The following is a 22,618-nucleotide window of genomic DNA, read 5'->3' as shown; positions in this document are numbered from 1 at the left end:
TTAAAATTTGAAGTTAGCTCCAGTTAAAATGGTACGAGGTCTAGGGTAAATTAAATTGTCTATACCACCAAATACTTCAGGATCTAAGCCACTATAATTTGTAATGGTGAATACATTTTGAACACCACCCCATAAACGAATACTTTTTAATGTTTTTGAAATGTTGTTAAATGTGTATCCTAAAGTGATGTTGTCCATTTTTAAGAATGAAGCATCTTCTAAATAGATGTCTGATATGATAACATCAGCTGTTCTTTGAAAAGACGTATTTAATACAGATGTTGGTAAATTAGCTAATACTGAATTGTCTAAAATACGTTCATATTGTGCTCTTGATGAGTTTACGTTATTGTAAGCGTAGTTTCCAATATTGGCTCTCAAATTAAAAGATAAATCGAAATTTTTGTAATTAATGTTCGATTGGAACCCTAGAATAACATCGGCATTTGGGTTTTCTTTTAAATAGCGGTCGTTATCATTAATAATATTATCACCATTTAAATCAACATAAGCACCTTCAATTGGATTGCCAGATGTGTCATACAGTTGTTTGAATACGCTAAATGAATTTGGTGCTTCACCTTCTCTTAATAATTGAATATTATTACCAGTACCACCAGCAATACCACCAGTTCTAACATCTTGTCCTAGTGCTAATTCTTTAATTTCTCTGTTTAAAAGTGTTGCATTAAAATTAAAGTTAATATTTAAGTCATCATTTTTAATTACTTCTGTATTTAATGAAAACTCAAGTCCTTGAATTTGCAATTCACCAATGTTTTGGATAATACTGTTTGAAAAGTTAGTACCATCTGCAACTGAAGCTGTAAATAATAAATCGGTTGAGTTTTTTTGGAAGAAGTTTAATGATCCTGAAACTTTATTATTAAATAAACCATAATCTAAACCAAATTCAAGTGTGCTTGTTTCTTCCCATTTAAGGTCTGGATTTATTTCAGAAGCTATTAAAGATTCAATTACTTGGTTTCCAAATTGGTATTGCGAGTTTTGGTCGCCACCTCTGTATCTGTTTAAAAAGATATCGTTATTACCGCTAATATCTTGTTGTCCTGTAATACCGTAACCTACTCTTAGTTTTAAACTTGAAATGGTTGTGTTATTTTTTAAGAAATCTTCATCGCTTATATTCCAAGCAAAAGCAGCAGCAGGGAAGTTACCCCAACGGTTATTTTCGCTGAAACGTGATGTACCATCTCTTCTATAAGTAAGAGTAAATAAATATTTATCTGAAAAAGTTAAGTTTGCTCTACCAAAAAAGCCAATTAAAACAACATCAGGATCGGCAAATGTACTAGGGAAACTTGCTGTATCTCTTTGGTTTCCGGTATTACCACCATTATTAGTGAATTTTTGGTATGAATAACCTGTCATAAGTTCTGTACGTACAGTACCAAATTCTTTACTATAGTTTAAATAACCATCAAGTGATTTGTTTGTTCTTTTTTGAGTTCCAAAAGAAGAGAATCCTTTTACAGGATCATTTGTAGCTATAGCAGTTGATGTATAATCTATTGATGTAGAAGATGTTTCATCATAACCAATATTTACAACAGCTTTTAGTTCTGGTAAAAAATGGAATTTATAGTCAAAATTTAAGTTTCCATAACTTCTGTTAGCATCACCATAATTATACCTTTGAAGTAATGATGCAACAGGGTTTGTTGTACCATTTGAAAGTAAAGACCCGTTTCTGTGTTGGTAAAAACCATCAAAAGGTGATGATGGGTCGTATACTGGTTGTGTAGGGTCATATTGTAATGCAGCACCAATTTGTCCTGTATCGGCAAATCGGTTATCTTCAAATGCAAAATTAGCATTTAAGTTAATTTTTAAATGATCGTCAAGCATACTAGGGTTTAAAGCTAAACCTAAAGTTCTACGATTAAATTCTGAAGTTACTAAAGCACCTTCTTGATCTGTAGTTCCAAACGAAAAACGCGCAGGAAGTACTTTAAATAATGATCCTTGTAACGATACATTGTGTTGTGAAGAAACGGTGTTTCTAAAAATTTCATCTTGCCAATTAGTACTTGCTGTACCTAATAAACTTTCATTTAAAGTAGATCCGTTAACAGGTTGCGATGCTATTAATTGTCTAAACTCATCTCCAGAAAACACACCAACTCTATCGGTTAGTTCTCCAAAGCTGTATTGGGCATCATAGGTAGCACTAAACGTAGCTTTACCTTTTTTAGTTACAATAATAATTACACCATTTGATGCTCTAGAACCATAAATAGCAGTAGCAGATGCATCTTTTAATACAGAGAATGAATCAATATCATTAGGGTTAATTGCAGCTAATACACCATTTGAACCATTTACACCATTATTATCAATTGGTAATCCGTCTATAATGATAAGTGGGTTGTTTGAGGCATTAATAGAAGAACCGCCTCTAATTCTGATTTCTGAACCAGAACCTGGCGAACCACTAGTATTAATACTTACACCAGCAACACGACCGCTTAATAAATTTTCTGGTGTAACAATGTTACCTTTTGTAAATTCTTTAGCTGTGATTGATTCAACAGAACCAGTAGCATCTTTTTTGGTAGTAGTACCATAGCCAATTACAACAATTTCATTTAGTTGTGCTGCATCTTCTTTTAATTGAACATTTAAAGAAGCTTGCCCATTATAAGTAATTTCTTGAGCTTGGTAGCCAACATAAGAAAATACTATAATGTCGCCTTTTTTTGCATTAATTTGATAATTTCCATCAAAATCTGTTGCTGTTCCTGTAGTAGAGCCTTTTATAACGACATTTACTCCAGGTAGCGGAATAGAAGTTGACTGTTCTGTTACTGTTCCTTTTACAGTATTTTGCCCATACATAAATGCAGGCGCAAAAAACAATAAAAACAGCAAACTAGTAATAGTTGTTTTCATATAAATTTGTTAAAATGTGTTAATTTAGTTTGGTTATATTTTTACTTCTCAATGTTAAAATTATGTAAAAATTGTGTAAAGAAATAATTGTGTATTGCGAAATACGCAACGAAAACGTTTTCGTGTTGACAACTTTTTATTATAACTGGGTAATTTTGTCAAATTATTAAAATAATTGAATTTTACGAAAACGTTTGAGATTTTTTTAGTCTCAAAAAACAGAAGTTTTATTCAGGTGATTTTTCAAGAAGATTTAAGTTTTAAATCGTTATATTACAAAGATGCTTATATTTAGAAACTTTCCCGCTTAGAATTATTAATAAAAATGAAACGAAAAATAACCTTAAAACAAATAGCCAAAGAATTAGATGTTTCTATTTCAACTGTATCCAAAGCCTTAAGTGGCAGTAAAGAAATAAGTGAAGATACCACGCAAAAAATTCAAGCATTTGCAAAATTATATAACTATAAACCTAATAATATTGCTTTAAGCTTAAAAAACAGAAAAACAAAAACTATTGGCATTATTATACCAGAAATAGTCCATCATTTTTTTTCAACTGTTATTCGAGGTATTGAATTGGTTGCCAATAAACGTGGCTATAACGTAATTGTAGGTTTATCAAATGAATCGTTCACAAAAGAAATTATCAATATGGAAATGCTAGCTAATGGTAGTATTGATGGTTTTATTTTATCTATTTCTAAAGAAACATTACTAAAACAAGATTATCATCACTTTAACGCTACCATAAATCAAGGTATGCCAATTGTTCTTTTTGATAGAGTAGTGAATGAAGTTGAATGTGATAAGGTTATAGTTGATGATTATAAAGGTTCTATAAAGGCAGTAAATAAATTAATTTCAACAGGCTGTAAAAAAATTGGGTTAATAACCACTATGGATTATGTAAGTGTTGGCAGACTAAGAACGCAAGGTTATTTGGAAGCTCTACAAGACAATAAAATAATAGCAGATGCTAATTTGATTTTAAAAATTGATGATAGTTTAGATGTTGAAGGTCATTTAGATATTTTGGAAACTGAAATAGAAACTTTTTTTAAAGCAAATGATAAAATTGATGGCGTTTTTGCTGTTAATGAGTTATATGCCGTAACAGCTATGAAGGTTGCTAGAAAACTTGGTTATAAAATACCAGACGATATTCAAGTAATAGGTTTTACAGATGGTGTACTATCAAAACATGCAACGCCTGGTTTAACAACTGTTAGCCAACACGGACAAAAAATTGGCGAAAAAGCAGCCGATTTATTAATAGATAGATTGGAAATGGAAGACAGTGAAAGTGCTTATTTTATTGAGGAAACCGATGTGAATCAGAACTTTAAAACAATTGTAATTGAAACCGAATTAATAGAAAGAGACTCAACTAAATAAAAATTTTTATTAGGTTGCATTAAAATCTTTTATATATTTGCTGCAAATCAAAACTTATATTTTTACTTCTCACTAGTAAGTTTTGATAAGTATATGCTTATCAAAATAGTATTAATTTAATATACTATTTTAATGGAAAAGCGTAGATTAAGTTTCTGGCAAATCTGGAATATGAGTTTCGGATTTCTAGGAATACAATTTGGTTTTGCACTTCAAGGAGGCTTTATGTCTCGAATTTTTCAAACGTTAGGAGCTACTCATGATGATATTCCATTGTTATGGATTGCTGCACCACTAACAGGATTGCTTGTGCAACCAATAATTGGTTACTTAAGTGATAGAACGTGGCATCCTAAATTGGGACGACGACGACCTTATTTTTTAGTAGGAGCCATTTTAAGCTCTATAGCCTTATTTTTTGTACCACACTCTTCTGCACTTTGGATGGCAGCAGGTTTTTTATGGATACTTGATGCTTCCATTAATATATCTATGGAACCTTTTAGAGCATTAGTTGCTGATAAATTACCAGAATCACAACGGTCTTATGGTTTTGTTGTTCAAACATTAATTATAGGTATAGGCACTTGGATTGCGAGTAATTTACCTTGGTTAATTTCTAATTTAGGTGTGAGTGATGCTGCTCCACAAGGTGTTGTACCTATGTCTGTTAAAGTTGCATTCGGTATAGGAGCATTTGTATTTCTTCTAAGTATTTTGTACACAATTTTCACAACTTCTGAATATCCGCCAGAAGATATGGAAGCGTTTCAAGAAGAAAAGCAAAAGAAAAACCAATTCATTTCAGATATTGTAAACAATATAGGAAATATGCCAGCTACCATGAAAAAGTTAGGCGTTATCCAATTTTTCTCTTGGTTTGCCTTTTTCACAATGTGGAGTTTGGCTAATCCAGCATTAACAGAGCATGTTTTTAATGCACCAGCACCAATTGAAGCGAATTATAACATGAGTGTTAGTTCGCAAAAAGAAGCATTCGATGTTGCTAATACGTCTTTTCAAAAAGCATCAAATTTGGTAGGTTCTGCAATGGGTGTTTATGGGTTGTCTTCAATGGCATTTGCTTTATTATTAACACTTTATACATCTAAAAGAAATATTAATAGAAAGTATGTTCACATGGCATCACTAATTCTTGGTGGTATTGGATTTATTGGTATGTATTACATAAATAGTCCAGAAAATTTAAAGTATTGTTTTGCTTTAGTAGGATTGGCTTGGGGTAGTATTTTATCAATGCCTTATGCCATGTTATCAAGTTCTGTAGACCCAAAAAAGATGGGAATGTTCATGGGTATTTTTAACATGTTTATAGTAATTCCACAAATAATAGCAGCACTTGGAGGCGTAAATTACATTTCAGGTTTAATAGGAAATGAAGCCATAAATGCCATGCTTGTAGCGGGTGGAAGTTTAATAATTGCAGGACTATGTAATTTTTTAATTACTAATAAGTCGGCAATTTCATATCAATCATAAGTAATGAATACAATAGGAATTATATTCGATTTAGACGGTGTTATTGTAGATACCGCAAAATATCATTTTTTAGCTTGGAAACGTTTAGCAGATGATTTGGGGTTTGAATTTACCGAAGCACACAACGAACTACTAAAAGGCGTAAGCAGAGTTCGATCACTAGAAATTTTATTAGAGATAGGAAAGGTGCAACTTTCTGAAGCAGAGAAGCAAAGTATTCTAATTAGTAAAAATGAGCATTATCTTACCTACATTACAAAAATGGGAGCTGATGAGATTTTACCTGGCGTTGAAGCATTTCTTGATACGTTAGACGCTTTAGGTATTCAGTATGTATTAGGTTCGGCTAGTAAAAATGCACCTTTAATTTTAAAACAAGTAGGGCTTTTTAGTAGGTTTAAAGGTATTGTTGATGGTAATAGTGTATCAAAAGCTAAACCAGATCCAGAAGTATTTCTTATAGGAGCACAAAAACTTAAACTACCGCCAAAACAATGTGTTGTTTTTGAAGATGCCATTGCTGGTATAGAAGCGGCAAAACGTGCAAACATGATTTCAGTTGGAATAGGGGATAAAGAAACCCTAAGTGAAGCCGATTATATTTTTAACAGTTTTACAGAAATTGGTTCCAACTTTTTACAAGAATTAATTAATAGAACAGAGAAACAAGAACAACGATTATAGAAAAGAATGTGGATTTTTAGTTCAAAACTACAATCTATTTTCCATTATCTATTTTCTCATATCTAAAAAAACATGAATCAAAATTATATAAAACCAGATAGTTGGTCAATCATAGAAGAAGGTTTTAACACCAATCGTGTAGAATCTTCAGAAAGTTTATTCAGTATTGGTAATGGTGCTATGGGGCAACGCGCCAATTTTGAAGAACACTATTCGGGTAAAACATTTCAAGGCAGTTATATTGCTGGTGTGTATTACCCCGATAAAACCCGCGTGGGTTGGTGGAAAAATGGCTACCCAGAGTATTTCGCCAAAGTATTAAATGCACCTAATTGGATAGGAATTAACATTGAAATAAATGGTGAACAACTCGATTTATTCACCTGTAAAAAAGTAGAAAATTTTAGGCGCGAACTTAATATGAAAGCAGGTTGGTTATCTAGAAGTTTTAAAGCTACACTTCAAAATAACATACAAATTGAAGTAGAAACCAAACGTTTTTTAAGTTTAGATCTAGATGAGGTTGGTGCAATTCAATACGTTATTAAACCAGTAAATGGAGATGCAACCATTACATTTCAACCATATTTAGATAGTGGTATTACAAATAAAGATACCAATTGGGATGATAAATTTTGGGATACTTTAAGTGTTTCTCAAGAAAACAATCAAGCATTTATTCAAGCTAAAACCATGAAAACAGATTTTCATACCTGTACATTTATGGAATCTGAAGTATTTGTAAATGGAAAACCAGTATCTATTCAGCCAAAAGTAAATACAGATAAGCAATTTGTATCATTTAGTTACGAGCATCAAATAAAGAAAAATGATGTTTATATCATTCAAAAATTTGGTGGTTACACTGTTGATAGAAACCATGACAAAACCAAACTTGTTCCTGCAGCTAAAGAAGTGCTTAAAAAAGCTATTAGTTTAGGTTTTAGTGGTTTGTTAGAAAACCAAAAGCAAGCTTGGGCAAGCATTTGGGAAATGGCAGATATTACTATTGAAGGTGATGTAAAAGCACAACAAGGTATTCGTTTTAATATTTTCCAATTAAATCAAACTTATTTAGGTAAAGATTCAAGACTTAACATTGGTCCAAAAGGGTTTACTGGCGAAAAATATGGAGGAAGCACCTATTGGGATACCGAAGCCTATTGTATACCATTTTATATGGCTACTAAAGATCAACAGGTTGCAAAAAGCCTTTTGGAATACCGCTATAATCATTTAGAAAAAGCTATTGAGAATGCCGAAAAGAATTTAGGATTTAAAAATGGAGCTGCATTATACCCTATGGTAACCATGAATGGTGAAGAGTGTCACAACGAATGGGAAATTACCTTTGAAGAAATACACCGAAATGGCGCCATCGCTTTTGCTATTTATAACTACTACCGTTACACAAATGATTATTCATATATACCAGAAAAAGGGTTGGAAGTGCTTATTGGCATTGCCCGTTTTTGGCAACAACGTGCTACGTTTTCAAAGGATAAAAATAAGTATGTAATTTTAGGAGTTACAGGTCCAAATGAATATGAAAACAACGTAAATAATAATTTTTATACCAACTATTTAGCACAGTGGTGCATCAATTATACTTTGGAAAATATTCAAAAAATTGAAAGTGAATACGCTTCCGATTATACTAGAATTATGAATAAAGTAAAGCTTTCAAAAGCAGAGATGAATACTTGGAAAACAGTTGCAGATGCTATGTATTTCCCGTATTCTGAAACACACAAGGTATTTCTTCAGCAAGACGGATTTTTAGATAAAGAATTAGTAACGGTTTCAGAACTAGATAACGCGCAACGCCCTATCAATCAAAAATGGAGTTGGGACAGGATTTTGCGTTCGCCATACATTAAACAAGCCGATACCTTACAAGGATTTTATTTGTTTGAAGATGCTTTTACAACTCAAGAATTAGAACGTCATTTTAATTTTTACGAGCCTTTTACAGTTCACGAAAGTTCGTTGTCGCCATGTATTCATAGTATCCAAGCTGCCAAATTAGATAAAATGGAACAAGCTTATGCATTTTATTTACGAACATCAAGGTTGGATTTAGACGATTATAACCACGAAGTGCATGAAGGGTTGCACATAACCTCCATGGCTGGAACTTGGATGAGTATTGTTGAAGGTTTTGGTGGTATGCGAATTAAAAATAACACCTTATCATTTACACCAAAAATTCCTAAAGAATGGCAAGGATATTCATTTAAAGTGAATTTTAGAAATAGAATTTTAAAAGTTACTGTTAGTAATAATAAAACTATTTTCTTGCTAGAAAGTGGTGACGATTTAGAAATTCTAGTCAACAATAAAGCAGTATTAATAAAAAATAAACAGTTGCAAACGTTAAATTCTATTAGTGCTTAAAACACAAAAATTAATAATATGAAAATAAAATCAGTTTTAGTAACCTTAGCCTTTTTAGTATCGGCATTTAATTTAGTTATCGCTCAAGAGTTAAAGTCGCCTAATGGAATGTTAACTATGCAGTTTTCGCTAAAAAATGATGGAACACCAACCTATCAATTATCCTATAAAGATAAAGCGGTAATAAAATCAAGTACTCTAGGTTTAGAGTTAAAAGATGATAAAAAATCGTTACTGAATGATTTTGTTGTTTCCAAAACAAACACCTCAACGTTTGATGAAACTTGGAAACCTGTTTGGGGCGAAGTAAATGCCATTCGTAATCATTACAACGAATTAGAAGTTACTTTAAAGCAAAACGAAACCAATAGAATAGTTATAATTCGATTCCGTTTATTTAATGATGGGTTAGGGTTTCGTTACGAATTTCCAGAACAAAAAAAACTAGTTTATTTCGTAATTAAAGAAGAAAAAACACAATTTGCAATGACTGGCGATCATACAGCATTTTGGATTCCAGGAGATTATGATACCCAAGAATATGATTATACAGAATCTAAACTATCAGAAATACGTGAAAAATTTGATACAGCTGTAACAAGTAATGCATCACAAAAACAATTTTCAAAAACTGGTGTGCAAACAGCCCTAATGATGAAAACGAATGATGGTTTGTACATTAATTTACATGAAGCAGCACTAATTAATTATGCTTGTATGCATCTTAATTTAGATGATAAAAACATGATTTTCGAATCACACTTAACGCCAGATGCAGTTGGCGATAAAGGCTATATGCAAGCACCATGCAATACACCTTGGCGCACAATTATGGTTAGTGATGATGCTAGAGATATTTTGGAATCTAAAATCACATTAAATCTAAACGAACCATGTAAAATTGATGATACTTCTTGGATTAAACCAGTAAAATACATAGGTGTTTGGTGGGAAATGATAACAGGAAAAAGTTCATGGGCATATACAGATGAAATACCTGCAGTACAACTAGGCGTAACTAATTTTAGCAAATTGAAACCTAATACTACACATGCCGCAAATAATACCAAAGTAAAACGCTATATAGATTTTGCTTCAAAACACGGATTTGATGCTGTTTTAGTAGAAGGTTGGAATGAAGGTTGGGAAGATTGGTTTGGGCAATCTAAAGATTATGTATTTGATTTTGTAACACCATATCCCGATTTTGATGTACAAGCTATTCACAAATATGCAAAATCTAAAGGCGTTAAAATGATTATGCATCATGAAACATCAGGCTCTGTTAGAAATTATGAACGCCACATGGATAAAGCCTATCAATTCATGAAAAATAATGGGTATGATGCTGTAAAAAGTGGTTATGTAGGTAATATTTTACCAAGAGGCGAACACCATTATAGCCAATGGATTGTAAATCATTATCAATATGCTATCGAAAAAGCAGCCGATTATCAAGTTATGGTAAATGCGCATGAAGCAGTTCGTCCAACAGGAATTTGTAGAACGTATCCAAACTTAATTGGAAATGAAGCAGCTAGAGGTACAGAGTTTCAGGCGTTTGGAGGTTCTAAACCTAACCATGTTACCGTGTTACCTTTTACACGTTTAATAGGTGGACCAATGGATTATACACCTGGTATTTTTGAAATGAATATTAACAAGTTTAGTCCAAACAACGATTCGCATGTAAATAGCACACTAGCCAACCAATTAGCTTTATATGTAACCATGTACAGTCCGTTACAAATGGCTGCCGATTTACCTGAACATTACGAGCAATTTATGGATGCTTTTCAATTTATAAAAGATGTAGCAATTGATTGGGATGAAAGCACCTATTTAGAAGCAGAACCAGGGTATTATATTACCGTTGCTCGCAAACAAAAAGGTTCAAATAATTGGTTTGTTGGTAACGTAAATGGTAATAATACCAGAACATCAAACATCAAATTTGATTTCTTAGAAAAAGGTAAAAAATACATAGCTACTATCTATGCCGATGCAAAAGATGCACATTACAAAACAAACCCGCAAGCTTATACCATAAAAACTATTAAGGTTACAAACAAGTCTAAACTATCGCAAGTTTCTGTACCAGGTGGTGGTTATGCTATAAGTATTAAAGAAATTGAATAGTCTAATAAAATAAGTTTATGAATTACTATTTTAAAAAAAATAAAACTATTAAGCAATTATTTTATATCAGCTTAATAACCCTTTTTTTAAGCATGAAGGGCTATGCGCAAATAGAACGTATAGAACCATTAAATTGGTGGGTTGGTTTTAAAAACACCCAGTTGCAATTATTGGTAAAACATCCAAATATTTCGGAAGCTCTTCCTAGTATTTCTTATGAAGGTATTACTATTAAAAAAGTACATAAGGCAGATAGTCCAAATTATTTGTTTGTAGATATTGATATTGATAAAAAAACGAAAGCAGGCAATTTCAATATCATATTCAAGTTTAAAAACGGGAAAACAATAAAACAACCATATCAACTTAAAGAACGATTAAAACTAGCTGAAGATTATGTAGGTTTCAACAGTACAGATGCTATATATTTAATTACACCTGATAGGTTTGCTAATGGAAATCCTTCAAACGATATTAATAAAAATTTACTTGAAAAATCGATAGACAGAAGTAATGATTATGCAAGACATGGTGGTGATATTCAAGGTATCACAAATCATTTAGATTATATTGAAAACATGGGTTTTACAGCCATATGGCCATGCCCTGTATTAACTAACAACATGCCTCAAAGTTCGTATCATGGGTATGCTATGACAAATTTTTATGAAATTGATCCGCGGTTTGGAACTTTAGCAGAATACATTACTTTATCTAGCGAAGCCCAAAAAAAAGGCATAAAATTAATTATGGATCAAGTAGCAAACCATTGTGGTTTAGAACACTGGTGGATGAAAGATTTACCTTTTAAAGATTGGGTGAATTATCAAAAAAACTATGAAAACAATAAGGCTAACTGGAACAACAATGTAACAATTACAACCAACCATAGAAGAACCAGTAATCAAGATAGATACGTATCAAAAAAAGACCAAGATGTGATGCGTGATGGTTGGTTTGTATCTAGTATGCCAGATTTGAATCAGCGCAATCCGTTTATGGCAAAATATATCATTCAAAATAGTATTTGGTGGATTGAAATAGCCAATTTAGGAGGCATTCGTCAAGACACGTACCCATATCCAGATAAAAATTTTATGAGTCAATGGGCAGGAGCAATAATGCATGAATATCCAAATTTCAGTATTGTAGGTGAAGAATGGAGTATAAATCCATTACTTATTGGTTACTGGCAAACAGGTGCTAAAAATTTAGATGGCTATGAGTCTAATTTAAAATCGCCTATGGATTTTGCAATGCAAAGAAACATAGTAAATGGGTTGAATGAAAATGAAAATTGGGATTCTGGATTAGTAAAAATGTATGAAGGTTTGGCAAACGATTTTTATTATACCAAACCTGAAGATATCATGATTTTTCCAGACAATCACGATATGAGTCGTATTTTTACGCAACTTGAAGGCGATGTTGAAAAAACAAAAATGGCATTAAGTTATGTACTAACATTACCTAGAATACCACAAATTTATTACGGTACAGAAATATTAATGAACGATTTTGCAAAACCAGGCGATCATGGATTGGTTCGTACCGATTTTCCTGGTGGTTGGGATGGCGATACTATAAATGTGTTTACAGGAGAAGGTTTAACTAACGCACAAAAAGACATGCAATCTTTTGTAAAAAAACTGTTGAATTATCGTAAAACAAGTAGTGCCATTCACCATGGCAAAACCATTCATTTTGCACCAGAGCAAGGTGTTTATGTGCTGTTTAGAATTTTTGAAGATGAAACGATAGTTAACATTATAAATAAAAATGAGCAGCCAATAACATTAGATTTAAATAGGTTTGAAGAAATTGGTTTAAAGGGCAAAACCTTAAAAAATATTATATCAAATACATTGGTTGTTTGGGACGAAGCGTTGGTTTTAAATAACAAAGGAAGTTTCATATTAACTTCAAAAAAATAATATCACTATGAAAAAAATAATACTATTAGCACTTGTTTTAGTTACAGTTTTTTATTCATGTAAAAAAGAGAAACAAACAGAAACAGATCAATCTTCATTAATTACAGAAATTGCTCCAGTATCTCCAGAAATGATGGAAAATGCTGTTATTTATGAAGCAAATATTCGTCAGTATTCACCAAAAGGCACATTTAATGCATTCACAAAAGACATACCTGTTTTAAAAGAATTAGGTGTAAAAATAATTTGGGTAATGCCTATTAATCCTATTTCAAAAATTAAAAGAAAAGCAACAGGAGATAAATTTACTTCAGAAATTGCCGATGAAAAAGAACGCGAAAAATACCTGGGAAGTTACTATTCTGTGTCCGATTATAAAGCAATAAATCCAGAATTTGGTACGCTTGAAGATTTTAAAAATCTAGTAACTACAGCACACAAAAATGGTATATATGTTATTGTAGACTGGGTGCCAAATCATACCGGTTGGGATCATCCTTGGGTAACTGCACATCCCGATTATTACACGCAGAATGACAAAGGTGAAATTATAGACCCAATAAATCCAGAAACTGGAGAATCTTGGGGCTGGACAGATACCGCCGATTTGAATTATGATAACAAGAACATGCGTAAAGAAATGATTTCAGATTTGTCCTATTGGTTAAAAGAAGCCAATATTGATGGTTTTAGAATGGATGTTGCGCATAAAGTACCTGTTGATTTTTTTGAAACTGCAAAAACTGAATTAAATAAAATTAAACCAATATTTATGCTTGCTGAAGCGGAACAGCCAGATTTGTTAGTAAATGCTTTTGATATGCAATACGGTTGGGAAGCACATCATATTTTTAATGAAATTTCAAAAGGTGAAAAAACGGTTAAAGCCTTCGATGATTATATGATAAAAATTGATTCTACCCTTCAGCGCGATGATATTAATATGAATTTCGTAACAAACCATGATGAAAATTCATGGAGTGGTACACTAAAAGAGCGTATGCCAAATAACAAAAATATTTTTACTGCACTTACATACGCTATGCCAGGTATGCCATTAATTTATTCGGGTCAAGAATACGATTTATCACATCGGTTAAAGTTTTTTGAAAAAGATTCTATTCCTAAAACCAAAGGATCTTATTTTGAACTTTTGAAAAAACTTGGATATTTAAAAAACACAAACCCAGCTTTAAATGGCGGTAAAGTAGCTGCTTCATACAAACGAATTGAAACAAATAATAGTAATATATTACTATTTGAACGTAGAAGAGGTGAAAATAAACTTATATTTATGGGTAACTTTTCTAACGAACCACAAACTATAAAAAACCTTAACCAAGGTAAAATGTTAGATTATATTGCAAATAAAGAAATTGTTTTAAACAACCAAGATATTACACTACAACCTTGGGAATATAAAATATTAATTTATTAACATCATAGTCCAAGTCACAGGTTTTAAACTAAATACTAATGAAAAAAATAACAGTAAAGCTTAAATTATTTTTATTGGGAATAGTGCTATTTGCAAATGTTTATATAAGCAAAGCACAAACTACAACTTTTTCATTTTCAAATGGCGCAGATGTAAGTTGGCTATCTCAAATGGAAGCCACTGGTTATAAATTTTATGATGTAGATGGCACACAAAAGGACTGTTTGCAATTGCTAAAAGATAGAGGTATAAATACTATAAGACTTCGTGTTTGGGTAAATCCTTCAAATGATAGAGCTAGTGGACATTGCAGTCCTGCCGAAACAGTTGTTATGGCCGTTAGAGCACAACAATTAGGCATGCGCATTATGATAGATTTTCATTACAGCGATTCTTGGGCAGATCCTGGAAAACAAACCAAACCAGCAGCATGGGCAAGTCATACGTTTACACAGTTATTAGATGACGTTTACAATCACACTTTTGATGTTTTAAATGACTTGAAAACAGCAGGTGTAACACCAGAATGGGTTCAAATTGGTAATGAAATTCCTAGCGGTATTTTGTGGCCAGATGGTAACACGTCAAATTGGGGTCAATTAGCTCAATTATTAAATAAAGGATACGATGCTACTAAGGCAATTGATAACACTATCAAAGTAATTGTTCATATTGATCAAGGAAATAACAACGGAAGGTTTAGATATTTTTTTGATAATGCAACCGCTAATAATGTTAGGTATGATGTTATAGGGCTTTCATATTACCCATATTGGTTAAATAGTGATTATACAGTAACAATTAATGACTTACAAAATAACCTAAATGATATGGTTACAAGATATGGTAAAGAAGTTATGATAGTTGAGGTTGGTGGCGATTTTACGTTAGTTCAGAATACTTATGATATGCTAGTTGAAGTAATTTCTGCAGTTAAAAATGTACCAAATAATAAAGGATTAGGTGTTGTTTATTGGGAACCTGAAGGTGAAAAAAGTTGGAGTGGTTACCAATTAAACGCTTGGCAATCCAACGGTAAACCATCACCAGCACTAGACGCTTTTAAAGGGAATTTAACAACACCAGTTGAACAAGTAACTGTTAATGGATTTGTAGCTAACCCTATTGAGCAAGGTACAAATGTAACAGCAAATGTTACCTATACAGCAAATGCAGCTACCAGCTATTTTTACGCAGGAATTTTTAAAAGAAATTCAGCTGGCAATTGGTTGCAAACTGTAGTAGAAAGTTCTGGAAATCAATTTTTAGTACCCGAAACAGGAACCAATAAAACTAGTTCAATAACACTTGCAATACCACTTGCTACAACGCCTAGTGCCGAATTAACAAATGGCGAGTATTATGATTTTTATGTAGAACTATGGACAGAAAATTGGGGTGCTAAATTAGGATCCGATTTGTCATCAGTACTTACGGTTGCAAAGTCAGGAACATTAAGTGCGGAAAGAAAAAATTTTAAAAAAAAAGTAGAAATATATCCAAACCCCGTTAATAATATTTTAAAGCTTCATAATATTGATACTATTCAAATTCAATCAATACAAATCACAAATATTTTAGGTGAAATTTTGCTCTCTAATGTTAAATTAGAAAATCAAAGTTCAATAAATGTTTCTACATTAAGTTCAGGTGTTTATATATTATCTATTCATTCAGATGAAGGCAATCAACAAGTAAAATTCTGTAAAAAGTAAAAGAAAATATTTTAAAATTAGCGAGTATTAAGTATAATTTAGTTACTTTAAAAATTCAAAAAAATAAATAATCTTATAGATTTTAAATGATGAAATTTAGCCGTATTCTAATTGTATTTTTAATATTCACGCAAGCATTTTTTTCCCAAGTAAGAGAAGTTAAAGATTTAGATGCCAATTGGAAATTCCATAAAGGCGCTATTGAAAATGCGTTTCAAGTTAATTTTAACGATTCAAAATGGGAAACTGTAACTGTGCCGCACGATTGGGCAATAAAAGGACCTTTTGATAAAGACATAGACAAACAAGTTGTTGCCATTACACAAAACGGCGAAAAAGTAGCTTCAGAAAAAACAGGAAGAACAGGTTCGCTACCTCATATAGGTACTGCTTGGTATCGAAACAAATTCACGTTACCTAAAAATTCAAAAAATAAAAAAATAATATTGCTTTTTGAAGGCGCTATGAGCGAGCCTCAAGTATATTTAAATGGCAAAAAAATAGGCGAGTGGGCGTATGGCTACAGTTACTTTTATTTTGATGTTTCAGAAGTTATACAAGAAGGCGAAAATACATTGGCAGTACAATTAACTAATGAAGCATTCGCTTCGCGTTGGTATCCTGGAGCTGGATTGTACAGAAAAGTTAGTTTAATAGTTAAAAATAAAGAAAGCATTAACCAATGGGGAACTTTTATAACAACACCTTTTGTTACTAGTAATGAAGCAAAAGTGAATGTAAAAACCAAAGTTTCAGTTCCTAATTCACGATTAATTACTACTATTTTTGATGCAGAAGGAAATAAAGTAACTACACTAGAATCATCATTATCTTTTGGAAATGAATTCGATCAAAATATAAAAGTTGACAAACCAAAGTTATGGAGTCCAGAAACCCCATATTTATACACCGCAGTATCACAATTATTTGTTGATAGTCAATTAAGAGACGAAGTTTCAACTCGTTTTGGTATTCGAGATATAAAGTATGAAGCCAATAAAGGCTTTAGTTTAAATGGAAATGTCACCAAGTTTAAAGGCGTTTGCTTACATCACGATTTAGGACCTTTGGGTGCAGCCGTAAATAAAGCGGCTTTACGCAGGCAGTTAACTATTTTAAAAGATATGGGCTGTAATGCTATTCGTAGTTCGCACAATATGCCTTCTTTTGAACAGTTGGAATTATGCGATGAAATGGGATTTTTGTTTTTAGCCGAAAGTTTTGATGAGTGGAAAAAACCTAAAGTAGAAAATGGTTATCATCGTTTTTTTGATGAATATGCTGAAAAAGACATCGTTAATTTGGTACATGCTACTAGAAATCATCCATCAATTGTTATGTGGAGTTCGGGTAATGAAGTTCCAGACCAATGGGGAGAAGCTGGTGTAAAGCGCGCTAAATGGTTGCAAGATATTTTCCATAGAGAAGATCCAACACGTCCTGTAACCGTTGGTATGGATCAAGTAAAAGCGGTAATGGAATCGGGTTTTGGAGCGTTGTTGGATATTCCTGGGTTAAATTATCGTGTTCATTTATACGATGAAGCTTTTAATAAATTTCCGCAAGGCTTTATTTTAGGTTCTGAAACAGCTTCAACGGTTAGTTCTCGTGGTATTTATAAGTTTCCTGTTGTTCAAGAAAAGAACAAACAATATGATGATTTTCAAAGTTCATCGTATGATTTAGAAGCCTGTAGTTGGTCTAACGTACCTGATGAAGATTTTGTTTTACAAGATGATAAACCTTGGGTAATTGGTGAGTTTGTTTGGACAGGATTTGATTATTTAGGCGAACCAACACCTTATGATGAAAAGTGGCCATCGCGTAGTTCTTATTTTGGAATTTCAGATTTGGCAGGACTTCCAAAAGATCGCTTTTATTTATACAGAAGTAGATGGAATACAAAAGATGAAACACTTCACATTTTACCAAACTGGAATTGGGAAGGACGCGAAGGTGAAACCACGCCCGTTTTCGTTTATACAAATTACGATAGTGCAGAACTTTTTATTAACGGAAAAAGCATGGGTATTCAAAAAAAGAACAATGCAACACCACAAAACCGTTACCGTTTAATGTGGATGGATGTAAAATACCAACCTGGTACTGTAAAAGTTGTAGCTTTTGATAATGAAGGGAAGCCAGTTGCTGAAGAAGAAATTAAAACAGCAGGCAAGCCACATCGTATAGTTTTAGAGGCAGATAGAAGTACTATTAAAGCAGATGGAAAAGATTTGTCATACATAACTGTTTCGGTTGTTGATAAAGACGGAATTCCATGTCCAACTGCAACAAATCAATTAAAATTTAGTGTAAAAGGTGAAGGTGTTTATAAAGCGGCTTGTAACGGTGACGCCACCTCTTTAGAATTATTTCATTTACCAACCATGAAATTGTTTAGCGGCAAATTGGTAGTATTAGTACAATCTAAAACCAAAGCAGGAACTATGGAATTAACAGTTTCTGGCAAGGGTTTAAAAACCGAAAAGCTAGTTGTTTCCACAAGTAACTAAAAAATTTAAGCTAAGAATTGTTAAATCTAATTTAGGTTTTATAGGTATTCATTGCACTTTCAGCAATGGCTATTAACAACCTTATTTCATTTTTCGTAAAACTTTTTTATCACTTTATTTAAAGCATTTTAATTGTTAATTTTGTTAGCTTATAAATACTATTTTACACTTCACGCAACATGAATTTAGAATTAATTAACCGAATAAAATCACATTTTACTAGTACTTACACAGCAGAACCTTTAATGATTTTTTCACCAGGAAGAATTAATATTATAGGTGAACATACCGATTATAATGATGGTTTTGTGTTTCCAGCAGCCGTAAATAAAGGTATTGTAGCAGCTATTGGTAAAAGTAATTCAAACGAATCAAAAGCCTATGCTGTTGATAAAGATGAGGAAGTAAGTTTTTCATTAAATACTTTAAAGCCATCGCATGAAGGAAGTTGGGAAAATTATGTATTTGGTGTAGTTTCAGAACTTCAAAATAGAAGTAAAGTTATTGGAAATTTTAATATTGCTTTTGGTGGCGATATCCCAGGTGGTGCAGGCATGTCTTCTTCTGCGGCACTAGAAAATAGTGTGGTTTTTGGGTTGAATGAATTGTTCAATTTAGGGCTTTCAAAAGAAGAAATGATTTTAATTTCACAAAAAGCAGAGCATAATTATGTGGGTGTGAAATGTGGTATTATGGACCAGTATGCCAGCATGTTTGGTATAGAAAATAATGCATTGTTACTAGATTGCAGAACCGTGAAATCGAAACCATTTGAAATTGATTTTAAAGATTACGAACTTATTTTAATAAACACAAACGTAAAGCATAGTTTATCTGATAGTGCTTATAATGATAGGCGTTCCGTTTGCGAATCTATAGCCGATATGTTGAAAGTGAAAGCATTACGCGATGCTACAGAATATGATTTAGAAGGTATTAAAGATAAAGTAACACCAGAAAACTATCAAAAGGCGTTGTATGTAATTCAAGAAAATAAGCGTGTAGTTGAAGCTTCAAAAGCAATGGAATTAGGTGACTTAAAAACGTTAGGTAATTTAATTTATGCATCGCATGATGGTTTACAAAATCAATATAAAGTAAGTTGTGAAGAGCTAGACTTTTTAGTAGAATTAGCAAAAAAATCTTCACACGTGTTAGGAGCAAGAATGATGGGTGGAGGCTTTGGCGGTTGCACAATAAATTTAGTTCCAAAATTGTATTCAAAAACGTTTACAACCGAGGCTTCAAAAGCATACAAAAACAGATTTAATAAAGATTGTTCGGTATATGCAGTAGCACTATCAAATGGTACGCATATAATTTCATAAGAAAACTTCAAAGCAAAAAAATGACTACCGATATACAGGATTATTCACATAAACGCTATAATATACTAACAGGCGAATGGGTTTTGGTGTCGCCACATCGCGCAAAACGCCCATGGCAAGGACAAAATGAAACAGTATCAAATGAGGTAAGACCATCATATGATGTAAACTGCTATTTATGTGCCGGAAATACCAGAATAAATGGCGAAGTAAACCCAGATTATAAAAATGCCTTTGTGTTTACAAACGATTTTGCAGCACTTCAAAAAGATTCAAAATCGTTTCAAGTAAATGATGGTTTGTTACAAGCGCAAAGCGAAACGGGTATTTGTAAAGTAATTTGTTTTAGTCCAGACCATTCTAAAAGTTTGGCAGACATGAACGTTGCTAGTATACAAAAAGTAGTTGAAACATGGCAAAGTGAATACAAAACTATTGGTAAAAACAGTGCTATAAACTATGTTCAAATATTTGAAAACAAAGGTGCTGTAATGGGCTGTAGTAATCCACATCCACATGGTCAAATATGGAGTCAATCTACGTTGCCAAATGAAGTTGAAAAGAAAGATATACATCAAATAAACTTTTTCAATAAAAATAAAACAAGTTTATTAGGCGATTATTTAAAACAAGAATTAGAAAAGCAAGAACGCATTATTTTTGAGAATGATAGTTTTGTAGTATTAATACCTTTTTGGGCAATATGGCCATTTGAGGCGATGATAGCACCAAAAAAACATCAAAAAGATATTCTTGGAATGAACGAACAAGAAACAATAGGTTTTGCCGAAGCTATTTCAGTATTAACCAAGGCTTACGATAAATTGTTTAACACCTCATTTCCATATTCAAGTGGTATTCATCAAGCACCAACAAACGATGAAGCTAATACCCATTGGCATTGGCACATGAGTTTTTATCCACCATTATTACGTAGTGCAACGGTTAAAAAGTTTATGGTGGGTTATGAAATGTTTGGGTCTCCACAGCGTGATATTACAGCAGAAATTGCAGCACAGCAATTAAAGGAGTTAATATAATTTTCTTATTAAGAAAATATTTAAAATAAAAACCCCAAGATAAAAATCTTGGGGTTTTTATTTGTAGCGAGAGGGGGGCACGATCCCCCGACCTCCGGGTTATGAATCCGACGCTCTAACCAACTGAGCTACCTCGCCTAATTTAAGGCTGCAAATATAAAAACATTATTGTTGTTTGCAAACATAACTTGTGTAAATTATTTATAAAATTTATTGCTCTACTTATCAATTAATGTATATATTGGGTACTTAAAATTTTTACAGTACTTATGGACGAAAAAATCAAATTTGAAATAGAATTCACTATACAAGCATCACCGCAATTAATATATCAATATATCTCAACACCATCAGGTTTATCGGAGTGGTTTTCAGATAATGTTAATTCCAGAGGTGAATTTTTTACTTTTATTTGGGATGACAGTGAAGAAAAAGCAAAATTGATAAGCAAAAAAACAGGAGAACGTATTAAATTTAGATGGGTAAATGATGATGAAGATCAAACATCTTATTTTGAAATTAAAATTCAAGTTGATGAAATAACGAAAGATGTTTCATTAATAATCACTGATTTTGCTGAAGAAGATGAAGTTGAAGAATCTAAAATGCTCTGGGAAAATCAAATTTCTAGTTTAAAGCAAGTATTGGGTTCAGCTTAATTCTAAAATAATATATTTAAATTATATTTGTCCCGTTTTCAAAATTAAAGTGAACGGGATTTTTTATGACTAATTTTAACGGAACTATTACAGATAAAAATCAATTAATATCCATTCAAAATAGAGGTTATGCTTATGGCGATGCGCTTTTTGAAACCATAAAAGCATCACATGGAAAATTATTGTTTTGGGAAGATCATTATTTTAGGTTAATGGCTTCTATGCGAATTTTGCGTATGGAAATCCCTATGAATTTTACTATGGAATTTCTAGAAGAAGAAATTCAAAAAACATTGAAAGCAAATTCAATGACGAATGTTTCTTCAAGAGTGAAATTAGTAGTTCATAGAAATGAAGGTGGTTTGTATTTACCAACCACCAATGATGTTAGTTTTGTAATTTCAGTAAAACAAATTGAAGATGATTTTTATGTGTTTCAAGATGGTTTTTATGAAGTTGATTTGTTTAAAGATCATTATGTGTCACCAAGTTTAATATCAACCTTAAAAACAAATAATAAGATACTTAATGTTGTTGGAAGTATTTATGCAAAGGAAAATAATTTGAATAATTGTTTTATTTTAAATACAGATAAACAAGTTGTTGAAGCCTTGAACGGTAACATTTTTGTTGTTAAGGGTAATACTATAAAAACACCTCCAATAAGTGATGGTTGTTTAAAAGGTGTGATGCGTAAACAAATTATTGAAGTTTTAAAACCACTTACAGAATATGAATTAATTGAAGAATCTGTATCGCCTTTCGAACTACAAAAAGCCGATGAAATTTTTATAACAAATGTTATTATAGGTATTCAACCAATAACAAAATACCGAAAAAAAGAGTTTAAAAGTGAAGTTTCTAAAACAATTCTGCAAAAACTAAATGTGAAGTTACGTTTAAGTGTACAACATTAAACAAACCCCAAGACATTTAAATGACAAAGTAAAATGTCGTAA

At 32.1% G+C, this 22,618-nt stretch carries 14 protein-coding genes and 1 tRNA gene; 13 read left to right on the top strand and 2 right to left on the bottom strand.

What is annotated here, in order from left to right; translation table 11 throughout:
* Complete coding sequence (locus tag ACFQ1R_RS12840; RefSeq protein ID WP_379926650.1) at positions 1 to 2,913, bottom strand: SusC/RagA family TonB-linked outer membrane protein; 2,913 nt, start codon at positions 2,911 to 2,913, stop codon at positions 1 to 3.
* A 325-nt stretch (positions 2,914 to 3,238) separates the two neighbouring features.
* Between ACFQ1R_RS12840 and ACFQ1R_RS12835 the strand changes: the two genes are divergently transcribed.
* From ACFQ1R_RS12835 to ACFQ1R_RS12785, 11 genes are all read left to right on the top strand, one after another.
* The gene (locus tag ACFQ1R_RS12835; RefSeq protein ID WP_379926649.1) at positions 3,239 to 4,312 is read left to right on the top strand and encodes a LacI family DNA-binding transcriptional regulator; all 1,074 of its coding nucleotides are present in this window, start codon (positions 3,239 to 3,241) and stop codon (positions 4,310 to 4,312) included.
* Between the two features lie 132 nt (positions 4,313 to 4,444).
* Entirely contained in the window at positions 4,445 to 5,812 is a 1,368-nt protein-coding gene (locus tag ACFQ1R_RS12830; protein WP_379926648.1) for an MFS transporter, read from the top strand.
* Between the two features lie 3 nt (positions 5,813 to 5,815).
* Entirely contained in the window at positions 5,816 to 6,496 is a 681-nt protein-coding gene (gene pgmB / locus ACFQ1R_RS12825) for a beta-phosphoglucomutase (RefSeq protein ID WP_379926646.1), read from the top strand.
* Positions 6,497 to 6,568: 72 nt separating this feature from the next.
* A complete protein-coding gene (locus ACFQ1R_RS12820) occupies positions 6,569 to 8,893 on the top strand; it encodes a glycoside hydrolase family 65 protein (RefSeq protein WP_379926645.1) in 2,325 nt (774 codons plus the stop codon).
* 18 nt (positions 8,894 to 8,911) lie between these two features.
* Positions 8,912 to 11,032, top strand: coding sequence for a glycoside hydrolase family 97 protein (locus tag ACFQ1R_RS12815; RefSeq protein ID WP_379926644.1), 2,121 nt, complete (start codon positions 8,912 to 8,914; stop codon positions 11,030 to 11,032).
* A gap of 92 nt (positions 11,033 to 11,124) precedes the next feature.
* Positions 11,125 to 12,966, top strand: a complete 1,842-nt coding sequence (locus ACFQ1R_RS12810) for a glycoside hydrolase family 13 protein (RefSeq protein ID WP_379926643.1) — start codon at positions 11,125 to 11,127, stop codon at positions 12,964 to 12,966.
* A 7-nt stretch (positions 12,967 to 12,973) separates the two neighbouring features.
* Entirely contained in the window at positions 12,974 to 14,404 is a 1,431-nt protein-coding gene (locus ACFQ1R_RS12805) for an alpha-amylase family glycosyl hydrolase (RefSeq protein ID WP_379926642.1), read from the top strand.
* 38 nt (positions 14,405 to 14,442) lie between these two features.
* The gene (locus ACFQ1R_RS12800) at positions 14,443 to 16,119 is read left to right on the top strand and encodes a glycosyl hydrolase 53 family protein (protein ID WP_379926641.1); all 1,677 of its coding nucleotides are present in this window, start codon (positions 14,443 to 14,445) and stop codon (positions 16,117 to 16,119) included.
* Positions 16,120 to 16,205: 86 nt separating this feature from the next.
* The gene (galB, locus tag ACFQ1R_RS12795; protein WP_379926639.1) at positions 16,206 to 18,632 is read left to right on the top strand and encodes a beta-galactosidase GalB; all 2,427 of its coding nucleotides are present in this window, start codon (positions 16,206 to 16,208) and stop codon (positions 18,630 to 18,632) included.
* Positions 18,633 to 18,811: 179 nt separating this feature from the next.
* A complete protein-coding gene (gene galK / locus ACFQ1R_RS12790) occupies positions 18,812 to 19,960 on the top strand; it encodes a galactokinase (protein ID WP_379926638.1) in 1,149 nt (382 codons plus the stop codon).
* Positions 19,961 to 19,980: 20 nt separating this feature from the next.
* Positions 19,981 to 21,000, top strand: a complete 1,020-nt coding sequence (locus ACFQ1R_RS12785; protein WP_379926637.1) for a UDP-glucose--hexose-1-phosphate uridylyltransferase — start codon at positions 19,981 to 19,983, stop codon at positions 20,998 to 21,000.
* A 64-nt stretch (positions 21,001 to 21,064) separates the two neighbouring features.
* Here the strand turns inward: ACFQ1R_RS12785 and ACFQ1R_RS12780 are convergent.
* Positions 21,065 to 21,138, bottom strand: a tRNA-Met gene (locus ACFQ1R_RS12780).
* Between the two features lie 131 nt (positions 21,139 to 21,269).
* Here ACFQ1R_RS12780 and ACFQ1R_RS12775 point away from each other — a divergent pair.
* Positions 21,270 to 21,659: an START-like domain-containing protein gene (locus ACFQ1R_RS12775; RefSeq protein ID WP_379926636.1), complete on the top strand. Its 390-nt coding sequence runs from the start codon at positions 21,270 to 21,272 to the stop codon at positions 21,657 to 21,659.
* A gap of 65 nt (positions 21,660 to 21,724) precedes the next feature.
* Positions 21,725 to 22,576, top strand: a complete 852-nt coding sequence (locus ACFQ1R_RS12770) for an aminotransferase class IV (RefSeq protein ID WP_379926635.1) — start codon at positions 21,725 to 21,727, stop codon at positions 22,574 to 22,576.
* The last annotated feature ends 42 nt before the right edge of the window (positions 22,577 to 22,618 follow it).

Origin of the sequence: Mariniflexile jejuense, from assembly GCF_042675665.1 — a bacterium.
Taxonomy (GTDB): Bacteria; Bacteroidota; Bacteroidia; order Flavobacteriales; family Flavobacteriaceae; genus Mariniflexile; species Mariniflexile jejuense.
The sequence above is the reverse complement of the archived record's forward strand: the minus strand, read 5'-3'. Positions and strand labels throughout refer to the sequence as shown.

What these genes read in the sequence shown, in the direction of transcription:
- galK (WP_379926638.1), top strand. Translation starts at nt 18,812, where the DNA reads ATGAATTTAGAATTAATTAACCGAATAAAATCACATTTTACTAGTACT.
- ACFQ1R_RS12805 (WP_379926642.1), top strand. Translation starts at nt 12,974, where the DNA reads ATGAAAAAAATAATACTATTAGCACTTGTTTTAGTTACAGTTTTTTAT.
- ACFQ1R_RS12835 (WP_379926649.1), top strand. Translation starts at nt 3,239, where the DNA reads ATGAAACGAAAAATAACCTTAAAACAAATAGCCAAAGAATTAGATGTT.
- ACFQ1R_RS12785 (WP_379926637.1), top strand. Translation starts at nt 19,981, where the DNA reads ATGACTACCGATATACAGGATTATTCACATAAACGCTATAATATACTA.
- ACFQ1R_RS12815 (WP_379926644.1), top strand. Translation starts at nt 8,912, where the DNA reads ATGAAAATAAAATCAGTTTTAGTAACCTTAGCCTTTTTAGTATCGGCA.
- ACFQ1R_RS12775 (WP_379926636.1), top strand. Translation starts at nt 21,270, where the DNA reads ATGGACGAAAAAATCAAATTTGAAATAGAATTCACTATACAAGCATCA.
- galB (WP_379926639.1), top strand. Translation starts at nt 16,206, where the DNA reads ATGATGAAATTTAGCCGTATTCTAATTGTATTTTTAATATTCACGCAA.
- ACFQ1R_RS12770 (WP_379926635.1), top strand. Translation starts at nt 21,725, where the DNA reads ATGACTAATTTTAACGGAACTATTACAGATAAAAATCAATTAATATCC.
- ACFQ1R_RS12820 (WP_379926645.1), top strand. Translation starts at nt 6,569, where the DNA reads ATGAATCAAAATTATATAAAACCAGATAGTTGGTCAATCATAGAAGAA.
- ACFQ1R_RS12800 (WP_379926641.1), top strand. Translation starts at nt 14,443, where the DNA reads ATGAAAAAAATAACAGTAAAGCTTAAATTATTTTTATTGGGAATAGTG.
- pgmB (WP_379926646.1), top strand. Translation starts at nt 5,816, where the DNA reads ATGAATACAATAGGAATTATATTCGATTTAGACGGTGTTATTGTAGAT.
- ACFQ1R_RS12840 (WP_379926650.1), bottom strand. Translation starts at nt 2,913, where the DNA reads ATGAAAACAACTATTACTAGTTTGCTGTTTTTATTGTTTTTTGCGCCT.
- ACFQ1R_RS12810 (WP_379926643.1), top strand. Translation starts at nt 11,125, where the DNA reads ATGAAGGGCTATGCGCAAATAGAACGTATAGAACCATTAAATTGGTGG.
- ACFQ1R_RS12830 (WP_379926648.1), top strand. Translation starts at nt 4,445, where the DNA reads ATGGAAAAGCGTAGATTAAGTTTCTGGCAAATCTGGAATATGAGTTTC.